Annotated in this window: 21 protein-coding genes and 1 pseudogene; 9 read left to right on the forward strand and 13 right to left on the reverse strand. The window is 74.4% G+C overall.

The window, feature by feature from the left end; all coding sequences use genetic code 11:
- Positions 1-75 precede the first annotated feature (75 nt).
- Positions 76-1,095, forward strand: coding sequence for an MDR family NADP-dependent oxidoreductase (locus tag HS99_RS29015; protein ID WP_030283342.1), 1,020 nt, complete (start codon positions 76-78; stop codon positions 1,093-1,095).
- Positions 1,096-1,111: 16 nt separating this feature from the next.
- Positions 1,112-1,507, forward strand: coding sequence for a MerR family transcriptional regulator (locus tag HS99_RS29020; RefSeq protein WP_030283339.1), 396 nt, complete (start codon positions 1,112-1,114; stop codon positions 1,505-1,507).
- Positions 1,508-1,577: 70 nt separating this feature from the next.
- Here the strand turns inward: HS99_RS29020 and HS99_RS29025 are convergent, their stop codons facing one another.
- From HS99_RS29025 to HS99_RS29045, 5 genes are all read right to left on the reverse strand, one after another.
- Positions 1,578-2,777, reverse strand: coding sequence for an MFS transporter (locus tag HS99_RS29025; protein WP_030553530.1), 1,200 nt, complete (start codon positions 2,775-2,777; stop codon positions 1,578-1,580).
- Between the two features lie 5 nt (positions 2,778-2,782).
- A complete protein-coding gene (locus HS99_RS29030; RefSeq protein ID WP_046387057.1) occupies positions 2,783-3,364 on the reverse strand; it encodes a GNAT family N-acetyltransferase in 582 nt (193 codons plus the stop codon).
- Positions 3,361-4,533 carry a type III PLP-dependent enzyme gene (locus tag HS99_RS29035; RefSeq protein ID WP_030283333.1) on the reverse strand — a complete coding sequence of 391 codons (1,173 nt, stop codon included), beginning with the start codon at positions 4,531-4,533 and terminating at the stop codon, positions 3,361-3,363. The genes HS99_RS29030 and HS99_RS29035 overlap by 4 nt, the downstream gene beginning before the upstream one ends.
- Positions 4,534-4,897: 364 nt before the next feature.
- Positions 4,898-6,211, reverse strand: a complete 1,314-nt coding sequence (locus tag HS99_RS29040; RefSeq protein WP_030598034.1) for a DUF6271 family protein — start codon at positions 6,209-6,211, stop codon at positions 4,898-4,900.
- Entirely contained in the window at positions 6,211-7,269 is a 1,059-nt protein-coding gene (locus HS99_RS29045) for a phytanoyl-CoA dioxygenase family protein (protein WP_030553536.1), read from the reverse strand. The genes HS99_RS29040 and HS99_RS29045 overlap by 1 nt, the downstream gene beginning before the upstream one ends.
- 512 nt (positions 7,270-7,781) lie before the next feature.
- Between HS99_RS29045 and HS99_RS29050 the strand changes: the two genes are divergently transcribed.
- Positions 7,782-9,719, forward strand: coding sequence for an FUSC family protein (locus tag HS99_RS29050; RefSeq protein WP_030553538.1), 1,938 nt, complete (start codon positions 7,782-7,784; stop codon positions 9,717-9,719).
- Positions 9,720-9,735: 16 nt separating this feature from the next.
- Here the strand turns inward: HS99_RS29050 and HS99_RS29055 are convergent, their stop codons facing one another.
- On the reverse strand, positions 9,736-11,139 hold the full coding sequence (locus HS99_RS29055) for an amidase (protein WP_030553539.1): 1,404 nt from the start codon (positions 11,137-11,139) through the stop codon (positions 9,736-9,738).
- Between the two features lie 271 nt (positions 11,140-11,410).
- Between HS99_RS29055 and HS99_RS29060 the strand changes: the two genes are divergently transcribed.
- Positions 11,411-12,760: a cytochrome P450 gene (locus HS99_RS29060; protein WP_050366389.1), complete on the forward strand. Its 1,350-nt coding sequence runs from the start codon at positions 11,411-11,413 to the stop codon at positions 12,758-12,760.
- 104 nt (positions 12,761-12,864) lie between these two features.
- The gene (locus HS99_RS29065) at positions 12,865-13,584 is read left to right on the forward strand and encodes a rhomboid-like protein (protein ID WP_050366390.1); all 720 of its coding nucleotides are present in this window, start codon (positions 12,865-12,867) and stop codon (positions 13,582-13,584) included.
- 19 nt (positions 13,585-13,603) lie between these two features.
- Here the strand turns inward: HS99_RS29065 and HS99_RS29070 are convergent, their stop codons facing one another.
- Together HS99_RS29070 and HS99_RS29075 are read right to left on the reverse strand one after the other, a co-directional pair.
- Positions 13,604-14,185, reverse strand: coding sequence for a DUF421 domain-containing protein (locus tag HS99_RS29070; protein WP_030283320.1), 582 nt, complete (start codon positions 14,183-14,185; stop codon positions 13,604-13,606).
- A gap of 58 nt (positions 14,186-14,243) precedes the next feature.
- Positions 14,244-15,074 carry a LysR family substrate-binding domain-containing protein gene (locus tag HS99_RS29075; protein WP_030283318.1) on the reverse strand — a complete coding sequence of 277 codons (831 nt, stop codon included), beginning with the start codon at positions 15,072-15,074 and terminating at the stop codon, positions 14,244-14,246.
- A 58-nt stretch (positions 15,075-15,132) separates the two neighbouring features.
- On the opposite strand from HS99_RS29075, the gene HS99_RS29080 reads away from it, so the two are divergent.
- The 3 genes from HS99_RS29080 to HS99_RS29090 all read left to right on the forward strand — a co-directional run bounded on the left by HS99_RS29080 (position 15,133) and on the right by HS99_RS29090 (position 18,712).
- Positions 15,133-15,552 (forward strand): DUF5997 family protein, encoded by a 420-nt coding sequence (locus HS99_RS29080; RefSeq protein ID WP_030283316.1) that lies wholly within the window; start codon positions 15,133-15,135, stop codon positions 15,550-15,552.
- Positions 15,553-15,738: 186 nt separating this feature from the next.
- Positions 15,739-17,436, forward strand: coding sequence for a DUF885 domain-containing protein (locus HS99_RS29085; RefSeq protein ID WP_046386084.1), 1,698 nt, complete (start codon positions 15,739-15,741; stop codon positions 17,434-17,436).
- 535 nt (positions 17,437-17,971) lie between these two features.
- Positions 17,972-18,712, forward strand: coding sequence for a hypothetical protein (locus HS99_RS29090; protein ID WP_030553553.1), 741 nt, complete (start codon positions 17,972-17,974; stop codon positions 18,710-18,712).
- An 89-nt stretch (positions 18,713-18,801) separates the two neighbouring features.
- Here HS99_RS29090 and HS99_RS29095 read toward each other — a convergent pair whose 3' ends face one another.
- The 3 genes from HS99_RS29095 to HS99_RS29105 all read right to left on the reverse strand — a co-directional run bounded on the left by HS99_RS29095 (position 18,802) and on the right by HS99_RS29105 (position 21,451).
- Entirely contained in the window at positions 18,802-20,025 is a 1,224-nt protein-coding gene (locus HS99_RS29095) for a glycosyltransferase (RefSeq protein WP_078938718.1), read from the reverse strand.
- Positions 20,026-20,204: 179 nt separating this feature from the next.
- Positions 20,205-20,972 (reverse strand): SDR family NAD(P)-dependent oxidoreductase, encoded by a 768-nt coding sequence (locus HS99_RS29100; protein ID WP_030283302.1) that lies wholly within the window; start codon positions 20,970-20,972, stop codon positions 20,205-20,207.
- A complete protein-coding gene (locus HS99_RS29105; protein ID WP_030283300.1) occupies positions 20,969-21,451 on the reverse strand; it encodes an SAM-dependent methyltransferase in 483 nt (160 codons plus the stop codon). Before HS99_RS29105 ends, HS99_RS29100 begins: the two co-directional genes overlap by 4 nt.
- A gap of 84 nt (positions 21,452-21,535) precedes the next feature.
- On the opposite strand from HS99_RS29105, the gene HS99_RS29110 reads away from it, so the two are divergent.
- Positions 21,536-21,865, forward strand: a complete 330-nt coding sequence (locus HS99_RS29110; protein WP_030553559.1) for a hypothetical protein — start codon at positions 21,536-21,538, stop codon at positions 21,863-21,865.
- A 21-nt stretch (positions 21,866-21,886) separates the two neighbouring features.
- Here the strand turns inward: HS99_RS29110 and HS99_RS29115 are convergent.
- Together HS99_RS29115 and nadE are read right to left on the reverse strand one after the other, a co-directional pair.
- Positions 21,887-22,830 (reverse strand): annotated as a pseudogene (locus HS99_RS29115) (ADP-ribosylglycohydrolase family protein).
- On the reverse strand, positions 22,827-23,666 hold the full coding sequence (gene nadE, locus HS99_RS29120; RefSeq protein WP_030283295.1) for an NAD(+) synthase: 840 nt from the start codon (positions 23,664-23,666) through the stop codon (positions 22,827-22,829). Before nadE ends, HS99_RS29115 begins: the two are co-directional and overlap by 4 nt.
- Positions 23,667-23,762 lie beyond the last annotated feature (96 nt).

A 23,762-nucleotide genomic window follows, 5' to 3' on the forward strand; every position in this document is an offset into this window, starting at 1 on the left:
CGTCAGGGGTTACCGTCCGGGCGTCCCGCGGCGGCCCGACCGCCGCGCCCCCTCCCCTCCGCGAGGAGCACCGCCATGTCCCTGCCCACCACTGCCCGCGTCGTCCGGCTGGCCGCCCAACCGGACGGCTTGCCCACTCCCGAGGACTTCACCGTCGCCGAGGAACCGCTGCCCGCGCCCGGACCGGGCCAAGTGCTGGTCCGCAACCGGGCCTTCCTGGCCTTCCCCGGCCTGCGCACCCTGATCGGCGGCGGTGGCGTCGGCCTGCCCGTTCCCCACATCACCCCCGGAGACGCACTGTTCGGACCCGCCCTCGGCGAGGTGTTGGCCGCCCCGGACGGAGGGCCGCTGCGGGCCGGGGACCTGGTCACCCACCTGTCCGGCTGGCGGGACCAACTGGTCGCCGACGCAGGCCGGTTCACGCCCGTCCCGGCGGACTTCCCTGATCCGGTGGCGCTGCTGTCGATCGCCTCGGCCGGGTACGGCGGACTGACCCGCACCGCCGGGCTGCGGCCCGGGGACGTGGTGCTGGTGACCGGCGCGGCGGGCGCGGTCGGCAGCATGACCGGGCAGATCGCCCGGCTGCTCGGCGCCGCCCGGGTGATCGGCACCACCCGCTCGCCCGCCAAGGCCGAGCGGCTCACCGCCGAACTCGGCTACGACGCCGTTCTGGTACCCGGCGGCCGCCCGTTCGCCGAGCAGCTGGCCGAAGCCGCACCGGAGGGCGTCGACGTGGTGCTGGACCTGGTCGGCGGCGAACAGCTGACCGCCGCCGTGGACGCGGCCCGGCGCGGTGCCCGGATCGCCGTGGTCGGCGCCCTCGCCGGCCAGCTGGACCCGGCGACTCCGGGCGGCCACGCGCCCGCCGTCATCGACAGCTTCCGGGTCTGCACGCTGGGGCTGAGCCTGCGCGGCTTCACCGGCACCGACCACCCCGACCTGGAGGCCGAATGGCGCGAGCGCCTCGGCGGCTGGCTGCGCGCCGGGGAGCTCACCTTCCCCTGGACCTCGGTCGCGGGCATCGATCGGGCGCCCCACGCGTTGGCCATGCTGTTCACCGGAGACACCTTCGGAGCGACCGTCGTGGAGCTCTGAGCACCGAGGAGGCGGGATGCGGATCGGCGACGCGGCGGCCGCGGCGGGCACCACCCCCAGGGCCCTGCGCTTCTACGAACAGCGCGGCCTGCTGCCCCCGCCGACCCGCACCCCCTCCGGCCAGCGCGAGTACGGCCCCGGCGAGGTCGCCAGGGTCCGGGCCATCCGCCAACTGCTGGCCGCGGGGCTGACGGTGGACGACCTGGTCAGCCGGGCGCACCGGTTCGACCTGCTGGACGAGGACCCGCCACGTCGCTGCTGCGCCGCGGACTCCGGGCCCGAGACCTTCGCCCCCGTGGTGTCCGCCCGCCTCGCCGCCCTCGACGCCGAGATCACCCGGCTGACCTCCCTGCGCAACAAGCTCGCCCGGCTCGCCGCGACGGGGGACACGGACGAACCGGACGAGGACTGAGGAGTGGTCAGCCGACCCGAGGGCCGCCTTCGAACCCGCTCCCTGCGGCGCGCCACCGCAGCGGCGGTGGTCAGCCCGTCTCGGGGGTGAGCTGGGCAGCCGGGGCGGCCTGGGGGCGGGGCCAGCTGATGCGGGTGGCGCACAGGGAGACGACGGCGGCGGAGGCGGCGACGGCGGCCATGCCCCAGACCAGGCTGGTGCCGCCGGCGATGAAGCCGATCAGGGCGGGGCCGGCCAGCAGGCCGGTGGTCCCCATGGCGGCGACCAGGGAGAGCGCGTCGGAGCCCTGGCGGGCGGCGGCGACGTAGACGCACGGGGTGACGGCGGCGACGCCGAGTCCGACGCAGGCGAAGCCGAGCAGCGTGGGCACCACGCCGCCCGCCAGCAGGGCCAGGGCGAGGCCGAGACCGGCCAGCAGGCTGCCGGTGCGGACGATCCGGCCGTCGCCGAAGCGGGTGCGCCAGCCGTCGGCGAAGATCCGGGCGCAGACCATCATCACCGAGACCACGGCGATGCCCATCGGGGCGAGTCCGGCGCCGGCGTGCACCACGTCCTTGAGGTAGAGCGCCGACCAGTCGTTCATCGCGCCCTCGGTGACGGTGCCGAAGACCATCGCCAGGCCCATCCAGAGGGTGGCCGCGGCGGGCAGCGCGAAGCCGCGGCGTTCCTTCTTCCGCTCCTCCCGAGAGGCGGCTTCCGGCGGCGCGTCGGCCAGCAGGCCGGGCCGGGCGGCCGCCACCAGCACGGCCAGCAGCAGTGCGGCCAGCCCGAAGTGGACGGCGAGGGTGCCGGTGAAGGCGTTGACGCCGGAGGCCAGCAGGGCGGCCAGCAGCGATCCGGCGCTGAAGGTGGCGTGCAGCCTGGACATGGTGGTGCGCCCGTGGCGGGCCTCCAGCGCGGCGCCCTGGGCGTTCATCGCGACGTTCAGGCAGCCCACCGCGACGCCGTCGCAGAACAGCACCAGCAGGGTGACGGGGTAGTCGGGCACCACCGACAGTGCCATCAGGATCACGCCCAGGGCGAGCGCGGACAGCACCGAGAGCAGGCGGGAGCCGAGCCGCCACATCAGCACCGCGACCAGCGGGAAGGACACGGCCGCGCCGATCCCGCAGGTCATCAGCAGCAGACCGATCTGGGCCTCGCCCAGGTCGAGCCGGGCCTTGAGCGCGGGCACCCGGGACACCCAGGTCGCGTACTGGAACCCGAGGACGAAGAACAGTGCGCCGATGGCCAGTTGGGAGCGGCGGAACTCGTCGCGTGCGGGGGACATGTGCATCAGCCCACTTCGGCTCTGGAGGGGGAGGGGACGGTGTCGGCCGAGGGGCCTGCCAGGGGCTTGGCCATGTAGACAGCCTCGGTGCCGTAGCTGGCGGGCAGCCCGATCTCGAGCCGGGCGCGGTAGCCCAGCCGGGACCACAGCACCTGCGAGCCGCGGACGGCGACCAGCGAGAGGGTTCGGTATCCGGCCTGCCGACCGGTCTCCTCCAGGTGGAGCAGCAGCAGGTCGGCGAGGCCGCGGCCGCGGGCCCGCTCGGCGATCACCAGGTCGTGGGCGTGCAGGTTGCTCCCGCCGATCCCGCTACTCCCGCCGATCCCGCTACTCCCCCGTCCGGCGCCGTCGGCCTCGGCCCGGCTGAGGTCCGGGCAGCGGAACAGCGGGTACGGCAGGGCGAGCAGGTAGCCGCAGAAGCCGTCCGCGTCCTCCAGCACGAAGCAGGTCGACGGCGAGGCGCGGTGCCGGGAGCGCAGTGCCGCGCCGCCCTCGGAGAGGCCGCTGGGGGCGTAGGCGCGTTCCTCGGCCGCGATGACGTCCGGCCAGTCGTCCTCGTGGAGCAGCCGGATCCGGGTGTCGCTCATGCGCCGGCTCCTCGGTCGCCGGAGCCGCCGATGCAGGTGTACGGCAGCGGCGGGAAGCCGTTGAACCCCCGGGTGGCGTAGGCGGTGGCGTACGCGCCGCAGGAGTGGATCCACACCGGGTCGCCGGAGGCGATCGCGTGCGGGACGCGCACCGGGCCGTCCTCCTGGGCATAGGCGTCGTCGCTGTCGCAGGTCGGGCCGGCCACCACGGCGTTGACGAACTGGCCGCCGGGGTGGGTGGGGAACTCCAGCCGGTACTGCAGCTGGTCCATCTCGTACAGGCCGTTGAACTTGCCGCAGCTCAGGTAGAGCCAGTCCGCGCGGGTGCCGTCGAGCTGGTGGCGGGAGGTGAGCCGGGCGACGTGGGCGCGGATCGCGCCGTGGTCGGCGACCAGGTGGCGGCCGGGTTCGAGCAGGAACTCCAGCGGGGCGGCGTTGACGGCGCGCAGCCGTTCCATGCCTTCGCGGATCACCGTGAACATCTTGTCCAGCGGCGGTTCGAGGGGGCGTCCGCCCCGGTCGAGCACGCCCAGGGCGGGCAGTCCGCCGCCGAGGTTGACCCGGGTCGGGGTGATGCCGCGCCAGTTGAGCGTTTCCAGGACGGCGGCCAGCGAGTCGATCGCCGCGGTCCAGGCCTCGGCGGTCATCTGCTGGGAGCCGACGTGGACGGACAGACCGGAGGGCACCAGCCCGGCGGTGCGGGCCGCGCCGAGCACCCGCAGCGCGTCCTCGGGCGAGCAGCCGAACTTGTGGCTCAGGCCCCACAGGGCGCCCTCGCCGGTGGTCGCGACGCGGCAGAACACCCGGGAGCCGGGGGCGTGTTCGGTGATCGCGGCGACGTCCTCCAGGCTGTCGGTGGCGAAGTCACGCACGCCCATCCGGTAGGCCTCGGCGATGTTGCGGTCGGACTTGACGGTGTTGCCGTAGTGGATCAGTTCGGGGGCCACCCCGGTGCGCAGCGCCTGGGCGATCTCCTGGGGGCTGGCCGCGTCGAAGCCGGAGCCGAGCCCGGCCAGGTGGTCGAGCACCTCGTCGACCGGGCAGGCCTTCATCGCGAACCGGACGGCCACGTCGGGCAGTTCGGCGCGCAGCGCGGCGTACTGGCGGCCGATGCCGTCCAGGTCGTAGATGACGGTGTCCTCGGTGGCGGCGGCGAGCGCGGCGCGCAGGGCGGTGCGGTCGTGCGGTTCGGGGCGGGGCGCGGCGTCCGCGTGCCCGGCGACCTGGGCGGTCGGGGCGCGGTGGCCCGCCCTCCCGTGGTCGGCCCGCCGGCGCTCCTCGGCGGGGTGGCGCGGTTCGGTGGAACGGCGCGGTTCGGTGGTCTGGGGTATCACGTGTGAACTCCCGGTGCGGCAGGGCGTGTCTTGTGGATCTTGTCGGATCAGGCCGCGGCGTTGGGGTGCGTGCATCGCAAGGCGGAGGTGGGGGTACCTCCCGGCCGGAGGCTGGGGGCGGAGCCACTGCGGTGGGGGTACCCCCCGGCCGAAGGCTGGGGGAGCGTCGCGGCCCCGGCAAGGATCCGCAAGACACGCCCTACCGCGGCAGCCGGTCGGCGGGGGTGGCCCTGCTCGCCCGCACCAGCGGACCCCACGCGTCGATCAGCAGGGCGAAGTCCTCGATGTCCGCCTGCGCCTCGTCGAGCAGACGCGCCCTCGCGGGCGCCAGGTGGTCGGCGAACTCGGCGTACTTCCCGCCCAGTCGCCGGTAACAGCGGTCGAGTTCGGCGAGCCGCCGGTGGTTCTCGGCGCGGTCCGTCGCGGCGCTGCGGCGGGCGGAGTCGGCGATCGCCTCGGGGCGGACGTGGTGGTGCTCGTCGAGCAGGGCGTCGCCGGCCCGCTCCATGTCGGCGTAGACCGGGTGGAGGTAGAGCATCGAGAGCAGGAACTTGGCGTAGCGCTCCTGGTAGGCGGTGAAGCCGGAGCCGGTGCGCCGTTCCGGCGTGTAGTAGTTGACGATGTGCCGGTTGTGGGTGACGCCGGGCAGGGTGGCGTCGTGCACCAGGTGGTGCAGGAAGTAGTCGCTGCCGATGGTGTCGGTGGCGGGCGGCAGCGGGACGCGCTCGTACACCTCGTGGTCGAGGGCGATGTTGCACATGTCGATCCGCCAGATGTCGGGGCGGTCGAGCACGGCGCGGTCGGCGGTGAAGGGCTTGGTGCCGGCGCCGGTGAAGGACTCGGCGACGAGTTCCCGGCGTTCCTCCTCGGTGGCCCCGGTGGGCGCCCAGAGCGCCACCACGTCGTGGTAGGTCTCCGGGTCGAGTTCGCGGATCTCGCCGAGGTCGACGGAGAGTTCGCCGATGAAGGAGGCCCCGACCAGGGCGACCGGCTTGTCGGCGTGCGCCGGGTCGAGGGTGTGCTCGGTGACGGCGGCGGCTGCGTCGGCGGCCTTGAGCCCGATGGTGGCGAGTTCATGCTCGATCGGGAACACCGGCGCGCCGTCGTGCCACTGGTAGCGGCTGTCGGAGTCGCGGCGGTGCACCGAGGTGCAGCCGAGCGCGGCGGCCAGCAGGAAGGCCCGGTTGGTGCAGGCCCCGTAGGAGACGGCGTCGGGCAGCATCAGGTCGAGCAGCCTGTCCGGTCCGGGGAGGCCGGAGCGCTCGATCGCCCCGCGCAGGAAGGCGCGTTGGGCGTCCTCGTCCAGGTGGTGGACGACCACGCCCTCGACGGGCGGCAGCGCGGCGGCCGCGGCGGCGTGCCGGGCGCGCGCCGCCGGGTCGGCGGAGTCGAGCACCAGCAGGTGCACCCGGACGCCGAACCGCCGGGCGGCGTGGGCGGCTTCGGCGCCGACCGCGGTGACGGTGTCCGCGCACTCGCGGTTGGTGGGCAGGGCCAGGCAGACGGCGCGCACTACCGCTCCCCCGCAGGCTGCTCGAAGCCCTGCCCGGTCCAGGACCGCAGGCCGAGCAGCTTCTCGCCCAGTTCGGTCAGTTCGGCCCGTCCGTAGCGCAGCGCCTCGGGCCGGTCGGCGTCCCCGACCAGGGTGCGGTTCCAGTCCGGGGTGGCGAGGGTGCGCCAGGACTCGACCCGGGAGCGGCGCAGCGGCTCGGCCTCCTCCAGGGCGGGCATCATGGACAGGTACTGCACCGAACGCACGCCGTCCTCCGAGGTGTTGGGGGCGACGCCGTGGGCGAGCAGCCCGTTCCAGATCAGCAGGTCACCGGCCTTCAACTCGGGTCGGACCACCGGGAACTCGGCGCGGTCGACGGCCGGGCGGATCGGGTCGCGGTCGGCGGGCTGGGCGGCCTGCCACTCGTTGAAGCGGCGGAACAGCTCCGGGTTGCACTGGAAGCCGCCGTGGTCGGGGGCGGTGTCGTTGAGCGCGATGATGCCCTGGACGCGCTGCGGCAGCATGCCCCGGGTGGTGTCGACGTCCCAGTGCAGTTCGATGTCGAAGCCCTTGTCGGTGGGTTCGATGAGGGCGCGGTCGCGGTTGCGCACGTTCGGCGGGTTGAGGTTGAGCCGGTCGAGGGTGACCCACAGCTCCTCGCAGTCCCACACGTCGACGAAGGCGTCGTAGACGCGCTGCGCCTGGCGGCTGTCCCAGATGAGCTGGTGGTGGTAGGCCTCGACGAAGCCGTAGATGTGCAGGTGTCGGTCGAGTTCGTCGCGGTACTCGCGCGCGCGGTACCAGTCCTGCGGGCGGTCGGGCGACAGGCCCTGGAACTCCCAGGTGAAGTCGAGCAGTCGCCGCGCGGCGTCGGCCGGGATCGCCTGCTCCACCACGACGTAGCCGTAGGTCTGCCAGTACGCGAAGTCCTCCTCGGAGAGCACCCGCAGCGGGAGCTTCTTGCGCAGTTCGCGCAGGGCGGTCCGGGCGAGGTAGCTCTCCGTGTCGGCGCTGAAGTAGGGGCGCTCGGAGGCGGCCCGGTACAGATATTCCTCTGGGTGTTCGTCAGGGCTCGGCATGGGCGGTCACTCCGTGGTTCGTGGTCGATGCAGCGCGTCCTCGGACGCCCGTCGCGGGCACGGCGAGCCGACGGCCTGGCAGCGGCCGGAAGGGGAATCCGGGGCGCGGACGGGACGACCGTCCGCATGCGCTCCTTGTCGCCTCGGCCCCCGAGCAGCGCACAGCGCCACGTCAGGGGGTCAACTCGCCCGTCCGGCAGGGGCACTCACCCCGCATCAGTCTTCGCCGGACCGCGCTCTCCATACGTTGGACTAGACCAACTAATGGTGTCAACCCTTTCCCGCGGGTTACCGATTGGGAAATCCGCGCAGTTCACAGCGCCTCCGGAGCCTCGCTTTATGTTTCGGAGACTGACATAAGGCCGGGTACGTTTCGGTAATTGACACAAATGCGAAGAGGATGAACCCCCGGCGGCTCCCCGTCCGTTACACCTGGCCACGACCACACCCGCGGCCGCAGCGGGCCGCGCCCGCACCGGGCCACCGCCGCCCGCCCGCCGTACGTTGGGACTGTGGCACGCACCCGACTGGCCCCGCCCGGCTGGCTGACCGAGAGCCTGCGGCCCCGGGACGCGCCGATCCCCTGGGCCGCGGCGGCCCGCGCCTCGGTGGCGCTCGCCGCCCCGCTCGCCGTCGGCACCGCCACCGGCCGGACCGGCTACGGCGCGCTGGTGTCGATGGGCGCGCTGTCCGGGGTGATCGGGGACTCCGCCGACGCCTACCGGATGCGGGTGTTCAACATCGCCGTGCCGCAGCTGCTCGGCGCCCTCGGGGTGCTGGTCGGCACCCAGGTGTACGGCTCCGGCTGGACGGCGGTCCTCGCGCTGACCGCGGTCGCGCTGGTCTCCGGGATGATCTCCTCGATCGGCGCGGTCTCCTCCGTCTCGGGTCTGCTCCTGCTGCTCAACGCCGTGGTCGGGGCCGGCCTGCCGCTGCCCTCCCCCTGGTGGCTGCCACCCGCCCTGCTGCTGCTCGGCGGCCTGCTCGTCCTCGCCCTCACCCTGCTCGCCTGGCCGCTGCGCGGCGCCACCCCCGAGCGCGCCGTGGTCGCCGACACCTACCGGGCGGTCGCCGGGCTACTGGAGGCCACCGGATCACCGGGCTACGAGGACCGGCGCCGCGCGCTCACCCAGTCGCTCAACCACTCCTACGACCTGCTGCTCGCCCGCCGCGCCCGCCGGCACGGCCGCTCCGCCACCCTGGTGCGCCTGCTCGCCCAGCTCAACGCGTTGATCCCGGTGGTCGAGGGGGCGGCCGCGGCCCACCTGCGCCCGCCCGGGTACGGTCCGCTGTCGCCCGCCTACCCGGCCGCCGTGCGCGAGCTGGCCGAGGCCGTCGAGCGGGGCCGCACCGGCCCGGCCCCGCCGCCCGGGCTGCCCGAGCCGCGCGGCCCCTCCACCCGCGCGCTGGCCGAGGCGATCGGGCACGCCGCCGACGTCGTGAACGAGGCCTCGCCCGACCCGTACACCGCCGACGACCGGCTCGGCCGACCCGCCGGCCTGGAGGTCCGGACCCGCCGGGCGGCCCGCGCGCTGCTGCTGTCCGGCGCCTCCTGGCGGTACGGGCTGCGGCTGGCGCTGTGCATCGGGCTGGCCCAGGTGCTGGTCTCGGCGATCGCCGTCCCGCGCTCCTACTGGGTGACGCTGACCGTCACCTTCGTGCTGAAACCGGACTTCGGCTCGGTGTTCTCCCGGGCGGTGCTGCGCGCGCTGGGCACCGCCGCCGGGCTGCTGATCGCCATGCCGGTGCTGGCCGAGGTGCCGCACGGCTGGTGGGACGTGCCCGTGATGGCGGTGCTCGCCACGCTCATCCCGGTGCTCTCCGCCAAGGGGTACGCCTTCCAGACCGCGGCCATCACCCCGGTCATCCTGATGCTCTCCGACCTGCTCAACCACCAGGGCTTCCACCTGGTGCTGCCCCGGCTCTACGACTCGCTGATCGGCTGCGGCATCGCCCTGCTGGCCGGCTACCTGCTGTGGCCGGAGTCCTGGCACACCCGGATCGGCGACCGGCTGGCCAACGCCGTCCAGGACACCGCCTCCTACGTGTCACTGGCCTTCACCACCGGGCCGGGGCGGGACGAGCCGGCCCGCGCCCGCTACCGGCGGCGGCTCTACCGCGACCTCTCGGCGGTGCGCAGCGAGTTCCAGCGGGCGCTCACCGAGCCGCCGCCGGTCGGCGCCCGGGCCGAGGCCTGGTGGCCGCTGGTGATCGCGGTGGAGCGGATCGTGGACACCACCACCGCGACCCGGGTGCGGATCGAGCACGGCGCGCCGGCGCCGACCGAGGCCGCGGTCCGCGCCGTCACCCGGGAGCTGACCGACCTGGCCGAGGCGCTGCGGACCGGTGCCCCGCCGCCCGGGGCCGACCCGGACGCGCCGGCGCCCGACTGCGCGCTGGCCCGGCTGCGTCACGAGGTGCACGCGGCCCGGTCGGTGGCCTACCCGTGACGGCGGTGCCCGGGGGTCAGTCCTGGATCCGCCGCCAGGGCCGGTCCGCCTCCAGCGCGTAGGCCAGCTCCAGCAGCACCCGCTCCTGCCCGTGCGCGGCCGACAGGTGCACCCCGATCGGCAGCCCGCTCGGCGCCGCGCCGGCGGGCAGGGAGATGCCCGGGCCGCCGGTCACATTGTTGACCGGGGTGAAGGCGACGTAGCGCAGCAGCCGATCGACCAGCTCGTCGAAGGCGACGTTCGGGCTGAGGTGCCCGATCGGCGGGGCGGTGTGGGCGAGCACCGGGGAGAGGATCGCGTCGTGCTCGCGGAAGATCCCCGCGTACACCGCCTCGGTCCGGCGCAGCCGCCGCAGCACGCCCGGGGTGCGCCGGAACTCGGCCTGGAAGCTGCGGCGCAGCCCGGTGGTCAGCCCGTCCAGCTTGCCGGCCCGGAAGCCGGGGTCGAGCACCAGCCGGCCGGTGAGCGCGATCACCCAGGCGATGTAGCCCCAGTACGCGAGGAAGTCCCGGGAGAACTCCTCGCCGAACGGCAGGGTGGTGGGCACGACCCGGTGGCCCATCGCCTCGAGCCGGGCGGCGGTCTCCTCGACGGCCCGGCGGGTCGCCTCGTCGGTCTTGGCGGTCGGCGAGTCGACGACCAGTCCGATCCGCAGCCGGCGTTCCCCGGGGCCCTCGACCAGGCCGAGCGGGGGCAGCTTCGGGTTTCGGTGGTGGCGTTCGGCGGCGGCGAAGAAGGCGGCGGTGTCGCGCACCGAGCGGGTCACCACCCCGTCGGTGACCAGGTCGATCGGCAGCTTGCCGCCCTGGGCGTTGGTCACCAGCCGGCCGCGGGTGGGCTTGAGGCCGACCAGGCCGCAGCAGGCCGCCGGGATGCGGATCGACCCGCCGCCGTCGTTGGCGTGGGCGATCGGCACCACGCCGGCCGCCACCAGGGCGGCCGCGCCGCCCGAGGAGGCGCCGGGCGAGTGCGAGGTCTTCCAGGGGTTGCGCACCGGCTGGGCGGTGGCGAACTCGGTGGAGGCGTTCAGTCCGAACTCGGGCAGCCGGGTCTTGCCGAGCACCGCCAGGCCGGTGGACAGCAGTTGGTCGGTGAAGCGGGCGTTGCGGCGGGCCGGGCGGGCGCGGAAAGCCTCGCTGCCCATGCCGGTGGGCAGGCCGCGCAGGTCGACGTTGTCCTTGAGGTAGGTCGGCACGCCCCAGAGCGGTCCGCCGATGCCCTCGCGGCTGATCCGGGGCCGGTCGTAGGAGGCGTGGGCGACGGGCAGCAGCGCTCCGTCGATCCGCCCGGCGCGGGCGACGGCGGCCGCGACCAGCTCCCGGGGGCTGACCTCGCCGGAGCGGACCAGGGCGGCCAGCGCCACCGCGTCGTGCGCGCCGAGGGCGTCGTCGGTGAACGCGTGGACCCGCTCGTCGGCCATCCCAACTCCCAACCGGTAGCACCAAGTAGCCGTACCGGCAGGTATACCGGCCGGTAATCGCACGGAGCTTCGCAGTGTAGGCGCGCGGCACCGCCCCCGGAAACCCCTGCGCCGGGCGGCCCCGGGCGAGCCGTCAGACCGAGGACGGCGCACGGGCGTTCGGCACGCGCCCCCGCGTTCACCCCACCCGCCGGGCACGGACCGTTTCGCCGCCGGGCGCCGGGAAAGATCACGATCGCCCGATGAACCGGCCCTCCCAGAGGTGACGCCCGTGACCACCCAGTACCACCCGACCGCCCAGTACACCTCGGTCACCGCGCCCGGCGCGCTCCCCCTCCTCGGTCACGCCCCCGCCTTCATCCGCAGCCCGCTGGACTTCGTGGCCGGCCTCGCCGCCCACGGCGACCTGGTCCGGCTGCGGCTCGGCCCGCTCGACGCCTACGTCGCCTGCCACCCCGACCTGGTGCGCCGGCTGCTCACCGAGGACCGCACCTACGACAAGGGCGGCATCATCATCGAGAAGGCCCGCGAGGCCTTCGGCAACGGCCTCGCCACCTGCCCCGCACGTGCCCACCGGCGCCAGCGCCGGATGCTCCAGCCCGCGTTCCACCGCGACCGGCTGCCCGGCTACGCCGCCATGATGGCCGAGGAGATCGCCGGCGCCACCGCCCGCTGGCGCGACGGCGACGTGGTCGACGTGCCCGCCGCGATGTACCGCCTCAGCACCGCCGTCACCGCCCGCTGCCTGTTCGCCGCGCACGAGCGGGCCGGCACCCTGCCCGTCCACGACTCCATGGACGTGGTCACCCGCGGCGTCGCCCGCCGGATGATGCTGCCGCTGCCCGGCGCCGACCGGATCCCCACCCCCGGCAACCGCCGCTTCGAACGCGCCCGGCAGAACCTGCGGGAGATCACCCGGCTCCTGATCGCCGACTACCGCGCGGCCGGCACCGACCACCAGGACCTGCTCTCCGTACTGCTCAGCGCCCGCGACGAGCACGGGCGGGGCCTGTCCGACGGCGAGATCCACGACCAGGTGGTCACCTTCCTGCTGGCCGGCATGGAGACCAGCGCCGCCACCCTCTCCTGGGCCTGGACCCTGCTCGCCGCCAACCCCGCCGTCCGCGAGCGCCTGCACACCGAACTCGACACCGTCCTCGACGGCCGCCCCGCCCGCCACGAGGACCTGCCCGCCCTGCCGCTCACCGCCAGGATCGTCAACGAGACCCTCCGGCTCTACCCGCCCGCCTGGATCCTCAGCCGCACCGTCACCGCCGACACCGAACTCGGCGGCCACCGCCTCCCGGCCGGCGCCACCGTCCTCTACAGCCCCTACCTGCTGCACCGCCGCGCCGACCTCTTCCCCTGCCCCGACCGCTTCGACCCCGACCGCTGGCTCACCACCGCCCGCCCCGCCCCCGGCACCTACACCCCCTTCGGCCTCGGCGCCCGCCGCTGTATCGGTGAGGCCTTCGGCACCACCGAGGCCGCCCTCGCCCTCGCCACCATCGCGGCCCGCTGGACTGTCACCCCCACCCGCGGCCGCCCCATCCGCCCGCACCGCAGCTCCTCGCTGTCCCCCCGCTCCTTCACGGCGACGCTCAACCGCCGCATCCGCTGACGGACGCACCGCTCCGGTGTCCGCCGGGGTTCGGTACTGTCCCGGGACGGGCGGTCGCATCCGGGCCGACCCGACCCTCCGCTCGACCGGGACACCATCAGCACATGAACGTTCGACGCCCGTCGGGGCTCCTCACCGGGCTGCCGCGCGCCCTCCGCACGTACCCGCGGCGCTCACCGCTGACGCTCGTCTACGTCGTCCTGCTGCTGCTCGGACACGCCTGGGTCGAGTACGGACTCTCCGGTCAGCAGGCCGACGACCTGCGCGGCTACATCAGCACCAACCTGGACAACCTGCACGACCACCCGGTCCGCGCCCTGATCGGCAGCGCCCTGCTGTACGACGGCACCCTCACCGACATCGCCTCCACCGGCTTCGGCGGCACCCTGATCACCCTCGGCCTCGGCATCGTCGTCGGCCTCGCCTGGGCGGAGCGCCGCTACGGCACACCGCGCGCCGCCGCGGTGTTCCTCGCCGGGCACGTCGGCGCCACCCTGATCACCGCCCTGGTGATCCTCCTCGCCCTGCACCAGGGCTGGTACCCGGCCGACGTGCGGGAGGCCTCCGACTACGGCATCAGCTACGGCGCCCAGGCCTCCCTCGCCTTCGCGGTCCTCGCCCTCCCCCGCTGGGTCCGCCTGCCCTGGGCCGCCTTCGTCCTCGCCTGGCCACTCGCCGGCGACCACGAATGGCCCGGCCCCATCCCCGAGTTCACCACCGTCGGCCACCTCCTCGCCGCCGCCCTCGGCTTCACCCTCGCCGCCACCACCGCCGCCCACCACCGCCGCACCACCGCCCTTGCCACCGCGAGCAGCGGCGGGTGAGAGCCGCCGGGGCCGCCCGTCAGTGCGGCGGGCGGCGGTCGGCGGCGAGGGTGGTCAGCAGGTGCTCGATCGCCGCCAGACGCTCCCGCAGCTCGTCGACGTCGCCCTTGGTGGCGCTCTGCCCGGCCGCCTTGAGGGTGACCAGGAGCTGGCCGTCCGGCTCCAGCCGGGCCCGGGCGACGTCGCTCAGGTTGTCGCCGTTCTGCAGCCGGACGGCGTGCTCCAGCTCGGACGGGCGCAGCGCCAGCTCGCGCAGCGCGCCGGGCACCAGCTTGCCGTCGCGGACGACCGTGGTGGGTTCGCCCTCCAGGACGCGGGCGGCGCGCGGGTCGCGGGCCAGCCAGCGGGTCACGAGGGAGTTCACCACCACCAGGGTGACCGCGCCGATCGCGCCTCCGACCAGGCTGTTGTCGTTGCCGATGATCGCGTTCTGCACCACGTTGGAGAGCAGGAACACGACCACCATGTCGAAGGTGTTCAGCCCCGCCAGCCCCCGCTTCCCGGCGAGCCGGAACAGCACCAGGATCAGTGCGTAGACGGCAACCGTCCGGAGGATCTTCTCCACGATCGGAATCTGGACGACCAGCAGGTCATGCCACACGGCCCCGCTCCTCCCACCACGACTTCCGGAACGGGGCCGACGCTACTCTCCGGTGCCGCTACGAGCGCCGCTTCGGCTTGCCCCGCCGGGCCGCCGCGGCCGGGCCGCCACCTCGGCCCTTCTGCGGACCGGGCTTCTGGCCACCCGCCTTCTGCCCGCCGGTCTTCTGCCCGGCCGCCTTCTGCCCGCCGGCCTTCTGCTGCTGGGGCTTGCGCGGCGCCGCCGCCTTCCCGGGCTGCTCCTTCGACGGAGCCTCGGCCGCCTGCCCGGCCCCGCGGCCGCGCGAGCTGTTCACCGTGCGCCCCCGGACGATCCCGATGAACTCCTCCACCAGGTCCGTGGTCCGCTCCTGCGGCCAGGACAGCGCCACCTGCGACTGCGGCCCCTCCGCGACCGGCCGGTAGGTGAGGTCCCGCCGGTGGTGCAGCCGGGCCAGCGACTGCGGGACCAGCAGCACGCCGACGTTGGCCGCCACCAGCTCGACCGCGTCCGCCGTGGTGTCCGGGCGGGCGATCGCCGGGCGCCCGGGGAGGGTCTCCGCGGTGAAGCCGAGGGTGTCGTCCAGCGGGTGGAAGACCACCTCCTCGGCGAGGTCGCCGAGGGCGACCTCCTCGGCGGCGGCGAGCCAGTGGTCCTTGGGGAAGACCACCACGGTGGTCTCGGTGTACAGCGGGATCGCGCTGAGCACGTCCTTGTCGACCGGCAGCCTGACCAGTCCGGCGTCCACCTCGCCCTCGCGAACCGTCCGCTCGCCCTCGGTGGAGGGCACCGCGACCAGGTCGAGCGGGACGTCCGGGAGCCGCTCGATCCAGACCCGGGCCCATTTGCCGGGGGTCACGCCCGGGACGTACGCGAGCCGGAAGGACGGGTTCACCTGCATGTCTGTCACAGGGCAAGGCTACCGACCGTGACGGGAAGCGCTCGCGCACTCCCTTACCCTTGTCACCATGACATCGCTCAAGCAGAAGACCAGCCAGACCATGAAGCCGGCCACGGCGGCCAAGAAGCTGGGGATCTACCTCGCCGCTGCGCCGACCGACTTCCAGGAGGGCGTGGTCTCCCGCGAGGAGCTCAACGCGCTGCAGGCCGAGCCGCCGCAGTGGCTCCAGGAGCTGCGCAAGAACGGCCCGCACCCGCGCCCGGTGGTCGCCGCCAAGCTCGGCATCTCCATCTCGGGCCTGGCCCGCGGCGGCGTGACCGAGGCGCTCACCACCGCCGAGATCGACGCGATCAAGGCCGAGAACCCGCTGTGGCTCCAGCACGAGCGCGCCAACCAGGTCGACGTCCGCAAGGAGGAGGCCCGGATCAAGGCGAAGCACGAGAAGGAGGCCGCCGAGAAGGCCGCGAAGGAGTCCCGGGGCCACTGAGCCTCCCACGGCGTTCGGAGGAAGGGGCGGGCCTTTTTCGAGCCTGTACGGCGCCTGTTCCGAGCCGGTTCGGCGCCCGGGATCCCGAATTCCGGTTCGGCGGCGGTGCGTTCACATCGGGCGGAGGGAACTTCCCTCCCCCGTAGCGTATTGACCGCACCGCCGCCGACTCCGAATAATCGCCCAATGACCGACCAGCCGGGCGACAGCCCGACCGCGCCCACCGCTCAGGACGAACTCGCCGCCCTCGCCGAGGAGTTCTTCGCGGCCGAGAACGCCCACGACCCCTTCGGGGCGACCCTCGGCGGCATCGAGGGCTACGCCCACGAGGTACCCGACCCGTCCCGCGCGGCCGCGCTGCGCCACCGCGAGGTGCTCCGGGCCTTCCGTGCGCGCCTGGCGGCGATCCCACTGGACGGACTGGCCGGCGAGGACCGCCTCACCCACCGGGTGCTCGCCCGGCTGATCGAGAACAACAGCGGCTGGATCACCCACGGACTGGATGACTTCAGCGTCTCCGCGTCCATCGTCGCCCCGCACAACACGGTCTTCGCCACCTTCGCCATGACCGCCGTCGACCAGGAGGGCGCCGGCGCGTACCTGGAGCGGCTGGCCGGCCTGCCCGGCTACTTCGACGCCGTCCTGCAGCGCAGCCTGGACGCCGCCGCCGAGGGCCGGCTGCCGCTGCGCAGCGGAGTGGACGCCGCCGTCACCCAGCTGGACGGCTACCTGGCCGCCGACCCGACCGCCGACCAGCTGCTGCGCCCGCTCCGGGGCCGCCCGGAGTACGAGCGGGCCCGGGCGATCGTGCGCGAGGGCGTCCGGCCGGCGGTGGCCCGCTACCGCGCCGGGCTGGCCCAGCGGCTGGCGCCGACCGCCCGGCCGGACGCCGAGGCCGGGGTCTGCCACGTGCCGGGCGGCGCCGAGGGCTACGCGGACGCCGTCGGCCGCTTCACCCGGCCCGGGCTCGCCCCGGAGGAGGTGCACCGGATCGGCCTGGAGACGGTGGCGGCGCTGCGCGAGGACTTCGCCGAGCTGGGCGCCAAGGTGCTCGGCATCAGCGGCACCGACGCCGTACTGACCGCGCTGCGCGAGGACCGGTCGCTGCGCTTCGGCAGCGCGGCCGAGATCGTCGCGCTGGTGGACGGCGCCCTGGACCGCGCGCGGAGCGCCTCGGCCGACTGGTTCCGCCCGTACCCGATCGCCGACTGCGTGACCAGGGAGATCGATCCGCTGGAGGCGGAGACCGCGCCGCTGGCCTACTACCAGCCTCCGGGCCCGGGCGGACTGCCCGGCACCCACTGGATCAACACGCTGAACCCGGAGAGCCGGTTCACCTACGAGTACGAGGCGATCGCCTTCCACGAGAGCGTGCCGGGTCACCACTTCCAGCTCGCGGTCGCCCAGACCCTGCACCACCTGCCGCGGTTCCGGCAGCGGGCGACCGCCGCACTGACCGCGCACGTCGAGGGCTGGGGCCTGTACACCGAGCGGCTGGCGGACGAGATGGGCCTGTACGGCTCGGAGCTGTCCCGCTTCGGCATGCTCTCGATGGACGCGCTGCGGGCGGTGCGCCTGGTGGTGGACACCGGGATGCACCACTACGGATGGTCCCGGGAGCGGGCGATGGCCTACATGCGGGAGAACACCGCGACCCAGGAGTCCAACGTCCGCAACGAGATCGACCGCTACATCGCCTGGCCGGGCCAGGCCACCGCCTACCTGATCGGCCGTCGGGAGATCGTCCGGCACCGCGAGCGGGCGCAGGCCGCGCTCGGCGGGCGCTTCGACGTCCGGGAGTTCCACCACGAGGTGATCGGGCACGGCAGCCTGCCGCTGGACGTGCTGGACGACCTGATCACGGACTGGATCGCGGCGCGGTAGACCCGGCGGCGGGCGGCGGTGCCGGTGGGGCCGGGCCCCACCGGCACCGGCGGGCTCAGAACCGGACGGTCTTCAGCACCGAGTCGACGCCCATGCCCGAGGTCAGGTACAGGGTGTGCCCGTCCTGGCCGAGGAAGGCGTCGGTGACGGACGGCAGACCGAAGTCGGTGACGGTCTCCCCGGGTTCGTACCGCGACTTCGCCGCGACGAGGTCACGCTACGGCACGGTCGCGAGCGCCGGGGGCGAATTGTTCGAACCCTGTCCGAACACGACCCCTTCACGGTTCGGGCAGATCGGGAACCGGCCGGCGAACGCCGCCGGGCGGGGCGGTGGCGGACCTGCCGGGGCGTCAACCTGAGCGTCAGCCGGGGTGTCAACAGTGCGGAAACGATTCCGCGCGCCCGCGACAGACCTCCCGCGCCGGACGTCGCGTCACCCGTTCGGCCCTGTCGACACGGTAGTGTCCGCTGACGCGGCCTCCGGCACCCTCGCCGGCGGCCCGCCCGTACCACCGCAACGACCTGGAGGAACTCCGTGCCGGCTCCCGCCCGAGGCGCCATCGCCATAGCCGCGGCCGTCCTGCTCGCCGCAGCCGCAGGCTGCTCGTCCGGCGGCGGCCACACCGCCAAGGACGGCTCGCACTCCAAGGACGGCGCCCACGGCTCCGCTCCGGCGGCCGCCGGCGACGCCGCCCAGCCCGCACCGGCCAAGATCGTGACCGGGCCCGGCCCGAAGAGCTCCTACGACGCCCAGCCGCAGCCCGCGGCGGGCAGCTGCCACTACCACTACACGGCGGACAAGCAGCCGCTGCCCGACCCCAACTGCACCCCGGGCGCGATCAGCCCGGCCGTCAACCAGGGCAACATCAACGACACCATCTGCAAGCCGGGCGGCTACACCTCGACCATCCGCCCGCCGGCGAACATCACCGGCAAGGAGAAGGCCGAGAACGCCAAGTCCTACGGCTACACGGGTCCGATGGGCGACGCCGAGTACGACCACCTGATCAGTCTGCAGCTCGGCGGCGACCCCAACGACCCGCGCAACCTGTGGATCCAGCCGCCCTCCCCCGGCCACGTGCCGGGCAAGGGGCCGAACAACCCCAAGGACTCGGTGGAGACCCACCTGCACACCGCGATCTGCAAGGGGCAGGTCACCCTGACCGCCGTCCAGCAGGCGATCGCCACCGACTGGACGACTGCCGAGGTGAAGCTCGGCATCAGCAAGGGCGCCACCGCCGCGCCCACCGCGGAGGCGGACGCCGACGGGGACTGACACTCCCCGCCGGCCTCCGGCGAATCGTTTCAGCTCGTGCCGCTCCCGGTCAGGCCCCGCTGCGCGCGGTCAGCCGTGGCCGCGTCCGGTCAGCCGACGCTGCGCCCCAGCGTTTCGACCAGCTCGGCAATGGTGTCGAACGGCCGGTACTCCGCGAACTCCGCGCCCAGCGCGCGGGCCCGCTCGCGGAACCGGCCCTCGGCCAGCACCTGCTCGACCGCCCGGCCGACCGCCTCCGGCGCCGGGCGGCCGGTGCGCAGGTCCAGCCCCACGCCGGCCCACTGCACCCGGGCCGCCACCTCCGGCTTGTCCTCGCTCGCCCCGGCCACCACCAGCGGCACCCCGTACCGCAGCGCGGTCTGCACCCCGCCGTAACCGCCGTTGCTCACCAGCACGTCGGCGTACGGCAGCAGCCGGTCGAACGGCACGTACCCGGCGGCGCGGACGTTGCCCGGCAGGCTGCCGCCGAGCAACTCGGCCAGCGCCCGCGGCCCGTCCGGACGGGCGGTGGTGGCCACCACCAGCACGTCCCGGTCGGCCAGGGCGCTGACCGTCGGCGCCACCAGCTCGCCGAGGTCGTCATTGGCCAGCGTCCCCTGGGTCACCACCACGACCGGCCGTCCGCCGTCCGTGACCTCGTCCCACCAGTCGGGCAGCGGCCGGTCCTCGCCGACGTTCCCCGGCAGCGCGCCGATCAGCCGGTACGAGGCGGGCGCGTCGCTGCGCGGGTACTCGAAGCCCGGCACGGTCAGCTGCAGGAACACGTCCGGCACCGCCACCTGGACCCGCCCGCGCGGCCCCTCCGGCAGCCGGACACCCAGCTCCGAGAACACCTTCTCCGCGTACCGCTGCAACGGCTCGCCGCGCCGGTCCGCCTCCTCGCGCAGCTCCCGCATCCGGGCCCGGCCCTCCTCGCCGGGCAGTGGCGGCACGCCCGGCCCGAACGGCGCGGTGTCCACGCTCGGCAGCATCGACGGGCTGATCCCGACCCCGATCAGTGCCGGGCGCTCCGCCCGCGGCCGGCTCAGGGCCAGCGGCAGCGCGCCCTGGACGAAGGCGTCGGCAATCACCACGTCGGCCCCGAACTCCTCCAACAGCCCAAGCAGGGCCCGGTGCTGGTACGGGATCGGGTCGAGGAAGACGTGCTGCACGTCGAAGGCGATCCGCGACGGACCGGGCGGCAGGTCCGCCCGACCCGGGAAGGACGCGTCGAGGTCGCGGTCGTCCCAGTCCGCCTCGGCGGGCAGTGCGGCGAAGCGCACCCCCGCCCGCTCGGCGGCGGCCGCGAAGCGCGAACCGCCGAGGAAGACCACCTCGTGGCCGCGCGCGGCGAGGTCGGCGGAGATCGCCAGCAGCGGGCTGGCGTGCCCGTGCGCGGGCAGGGCGGTGGTGATGATCCTGGACAGCGGAACCTCCTGTGTTCGGGCCCGGTGCGTTCTGCTCGTTGCTGGAACTCACCGTAGGCAGAAGCGGTGGACGACCGATGAACAGCTCATCTGCCCAGTACCGCACCGCCGTTCAGACCGATCACCTGCCCGGTGAGGTAGCCGGCCGCCGGGGAGGCGACGTAGGCCACCGCCTCGGCCACGTCAGCGGGGGTGCCGGCCCGGCCGACCAGGGTGTCGGCGACCTTCCGGGCATGGAACTCCTCGTTCCAGTCGGCCCCGAAGATCTCGGTGTCCACCACGTAGCCGGGCGCCAGCACGTTCACCGTGATCCCGTCCGGCCCCAACTGCCGCGCCAGGCCGAACGCCCAGCCGTGCAGGGCCGCCTTCGCGGCCGCGTACGAACCCGCCGAGTGCGGCCCGGCACCACCGCGTTGGGCGGCCGCCGAGCTGATCACCACCAGCCGGCCGCCGGGGCGGCGCAGCGCGCCCTGGAGCGCGGTGGTCAGCAGCACGGCGGTGAGCAGGTTGGTGTCCAGGTCCCGCCGCCAGGAGGCGGCCAGCGCGGCCAGGCCGGCGTCCTCGGGCGGGGTGATGATGGCACCCGCATTGTTCACCAGCACGTCCACCGGCCCGAGTTCACCGACCCGGGCGGCCACCTGCTCGACCACCGCCGGATCGGTCAGGTCCCCGGCCACCGGCACGACTGCGCCCGGTCCGGCATCCCGCTCGATCCGTGCCCGGGCCTCCTCCAACACCGCCGCCCGACGCCCGAGGACCGCCACCCGGTACCCGTCCCCGGCCAGCCGCGCGGCGATCGCCCGCCCGATCCCGGTACCCCCGCCGGACACCACCGCGAGCCGCTCCCTCGTCACCGCTCGGCCCCGCCCTCGTAGTAGGTGCGCATCAGCTCGGTCGACCACGCGGGCTGGCGGACCTCACCGCGCGGCCCGAACTCGGCCAGGTACGGCTTGATGTCGAGCACCGGCGTGCCCGCCACCGCGTCCAGCCCGGTGACGTGCAGGTCCAGCCCGTCCACCCGCACCAGCGCGCAGCGCGAGACGCCGATCCGGTTGGGGCGGTTCTTGCCGCGCTGGGCGAAGATGCCCACCAGCGGCCAGTCGGTGTTGCCGCGCGGATGCCGGGCGCCGCTCTCGACCTTCCCCTCCGGGACGCGGTCGAAGTGGTACACCACCTCCAGGTGCGAGAACTCCGCCAGCCCGTACAGCGCCTCCTCGGTGAACCGGGTGCCGTCCACCCGGATGACCGCCGCGACGCTCCCCCAGCCGTCGTCGCGCACCTCCTCGCGCCCCCCGACCACCCGGGCCACCGGACGCACCGTCACTTCGCCCATGCCGTTTCCCCCTTCGACGTCGAACCGTTCACTCGGTACGGTAGCGATCCGAACGCGCGGACGATCAAGGGGGGCGGCGGGGCGGTGACGGACAGGGAGATCCAGGGCCTGGGCACGGAGCACGGCGACACGGTCGGCGCCGCGGTGTTCGGTGTCCTGACGGTCGCGCTAGACGTCCTCCTGTTGACCCGGATCTGGCGCTGGGCGGGCGAGCAGACCGCCTCCGAGCACCGGGCGGCGGCGAAGCAGACCGGCATCCTGATCGGAGCCGTCCTCTTCGCCGCCCTGCTCGGCGTCGCGATCGCCGGCCAGTGGTCCACGCCGCACCGGCGCTGGCGCTGCGCGATGCTCAGCGCGCTGGGCTCACACCTGCTGCTGCCGCTGGGACTGCTCCTCGTGCTTGCGAGCCGCTGAGGCTGCCCGCGGTGGCGCCGCTCAGGCCGCCAACTGCTCAGCGATCCACCCCAGTTCGGCCGCCCGCAGGACCCGGCCGCCGAACCCCGGCAGGGGCACGTGCAGCGGCTCCGTCCAGCGCCGCGGGACGGCCGCCAGTCCGTACCGGGCGCCGGCCAGGCCGCCGGTGACGGCGGCGACGGTGTCGGTGTCTCCGCCGAGATCGACGGCGGCGCACAGGGCCTGCTCGAAGCCGTCGGTGGTGCGCAGGGCCCAGACGGCCGAGCCGAGGCAGGGCCAGACGGCACCGTTGGCCTCGGTGGCACGGCCGGGGTGCCAGTCGGGGGCGAGGACGACGGCGTAGCGCTCGCGGTGGTCGGGGTGTACGGCGGCCAGGACAGCAGGGAGTTCGGCGAGCGGGTCGGCGCCGTCGAGCGCGAGGCGGACGAGTTCGTGGAAGATCGCCGTGCCCTCCCAGGCGGCCCGGTCGCCGTGGGTGAGCGCGGCGATCCGGCGGGCGGCGTCCATGGTCGCCCGCCGTCCAGCGTGGGCGAAGGCGACGGCGGAGGTCGCGGCGCGCATCAGCGAGCCGTTTCCGGCGGCGTGCAGGGTGCCGTTGAAGTGGATGGCCGCGGCGAGATCCCAGGGGTGGCCGCTGGTGAGGACGGACTCGGTCTGGATCCCGATGTCCTTGGGGTCGGCGGCGGCCCAGCGGCGGAACCGGCCGAAGATGTCCGGGAGGTCCAGCTCCCCCGCTCGATGAGGGATTCGGCGACCAGGACGGCCATCTGGGTGTCGTCGGTGGCCTCACCGATCTCCCAGCCGCCACCGGCGACCAACTCGACGTTCCCCGCGGGGAAGCGGGCCGAGAGGCCGCCGGCCGGGCCGAACTCGTAGGGGGCACCGAGGGCGTCGCCCACGGCGGCCCCGAGCACGGCACCGGCCGCGCGGCCGGCCCGGCCGGTCTGGGCGGCCGGGTCCGTCACGCCTGGCCCGGGGTGATGGGCAGGCCGCGCTTGTGCTCGGTGCGGCGGTAGTGACCGACGACGGTGTCGAAGACCTGCTCGCCGACCTCGCGGCCCTCCAGGAAGTCGTCGAGGGCGTCGTACTCGACGCCGAGCGCGTCCTCGTCCGGCTTGCCGGGGGCGAGGTTCTCCAGGTCCGCGGTGGGGACCTTGCCGACCAGCTCCTCGGGAGCCCCCAGGTGCGCGGCCACCGCACGGACCTGACGCTTCGTCAGACCGGAGAGCGGCATCACGTCGGCCGCGCCGTCGCCGAACTTGGTGAAGAAGCCGACGGCCGCCTCGGCGGCGTGGTCGGTGCCGACGACCAGGCCCCCGGCGGCGCCCGCCGCCGCGTACTGGACGACCATCCGCTGGCGGGCCTTGACGTTGCCGCGCACGAAGTCCTCGTGGGCGTGGTCGCGGAAGGTGACGCCGGCCGTCAGCAGGGCGTCGAAGGCGGCGTCGGTGGCGGGCTTGATGTCGACGGTGAGCACCTCGTCGGCGCGGATGAAGTCGAGCGCGCGCTGGGCGTCCGCCTCGTCCGCCTGGACGCCGTACGGCAGCCGCATCGCCGTGAAGGCCGCCCCGTATCCCTCGGCGCGCAGCCGCTCGACGGCGAGCTGGCAGAGCCGCCCGGTGGTGGTGGAGTCCACCCCGCCGCTGATGCCCAGCACCAGGGTGCGCGCGCCGGAGGCCCGCAGCTGGTCGGCGAGGAAGGCCACCCGGCGCTCGGCCTCCTTCGCGGGGTCGGTGACGGGCACCACCCCGAGGGCCAGTGCGATCTCGCGCTGGACGTCCGCGGGCAGGGTCTCGGTCATGGTCGGCTCCTTCAAGTCGGTACCACGACATCATCCACCCGGGCCGCGGCCGGGCCGTCGGCGGGCCCGGCCCCGGGGCCGGGCCCGCAGGCCTCA

This window comes from Kitasatospora aureofaciens, assembly GCF_001188955.3.
GTDB classification, from domain to species: Bacteria; Actinomycetota; Actinomycetes; order Streptomycetales; family Streptomycetaceae; genus Kitasatospora; species Kitasatospora aureofaciens.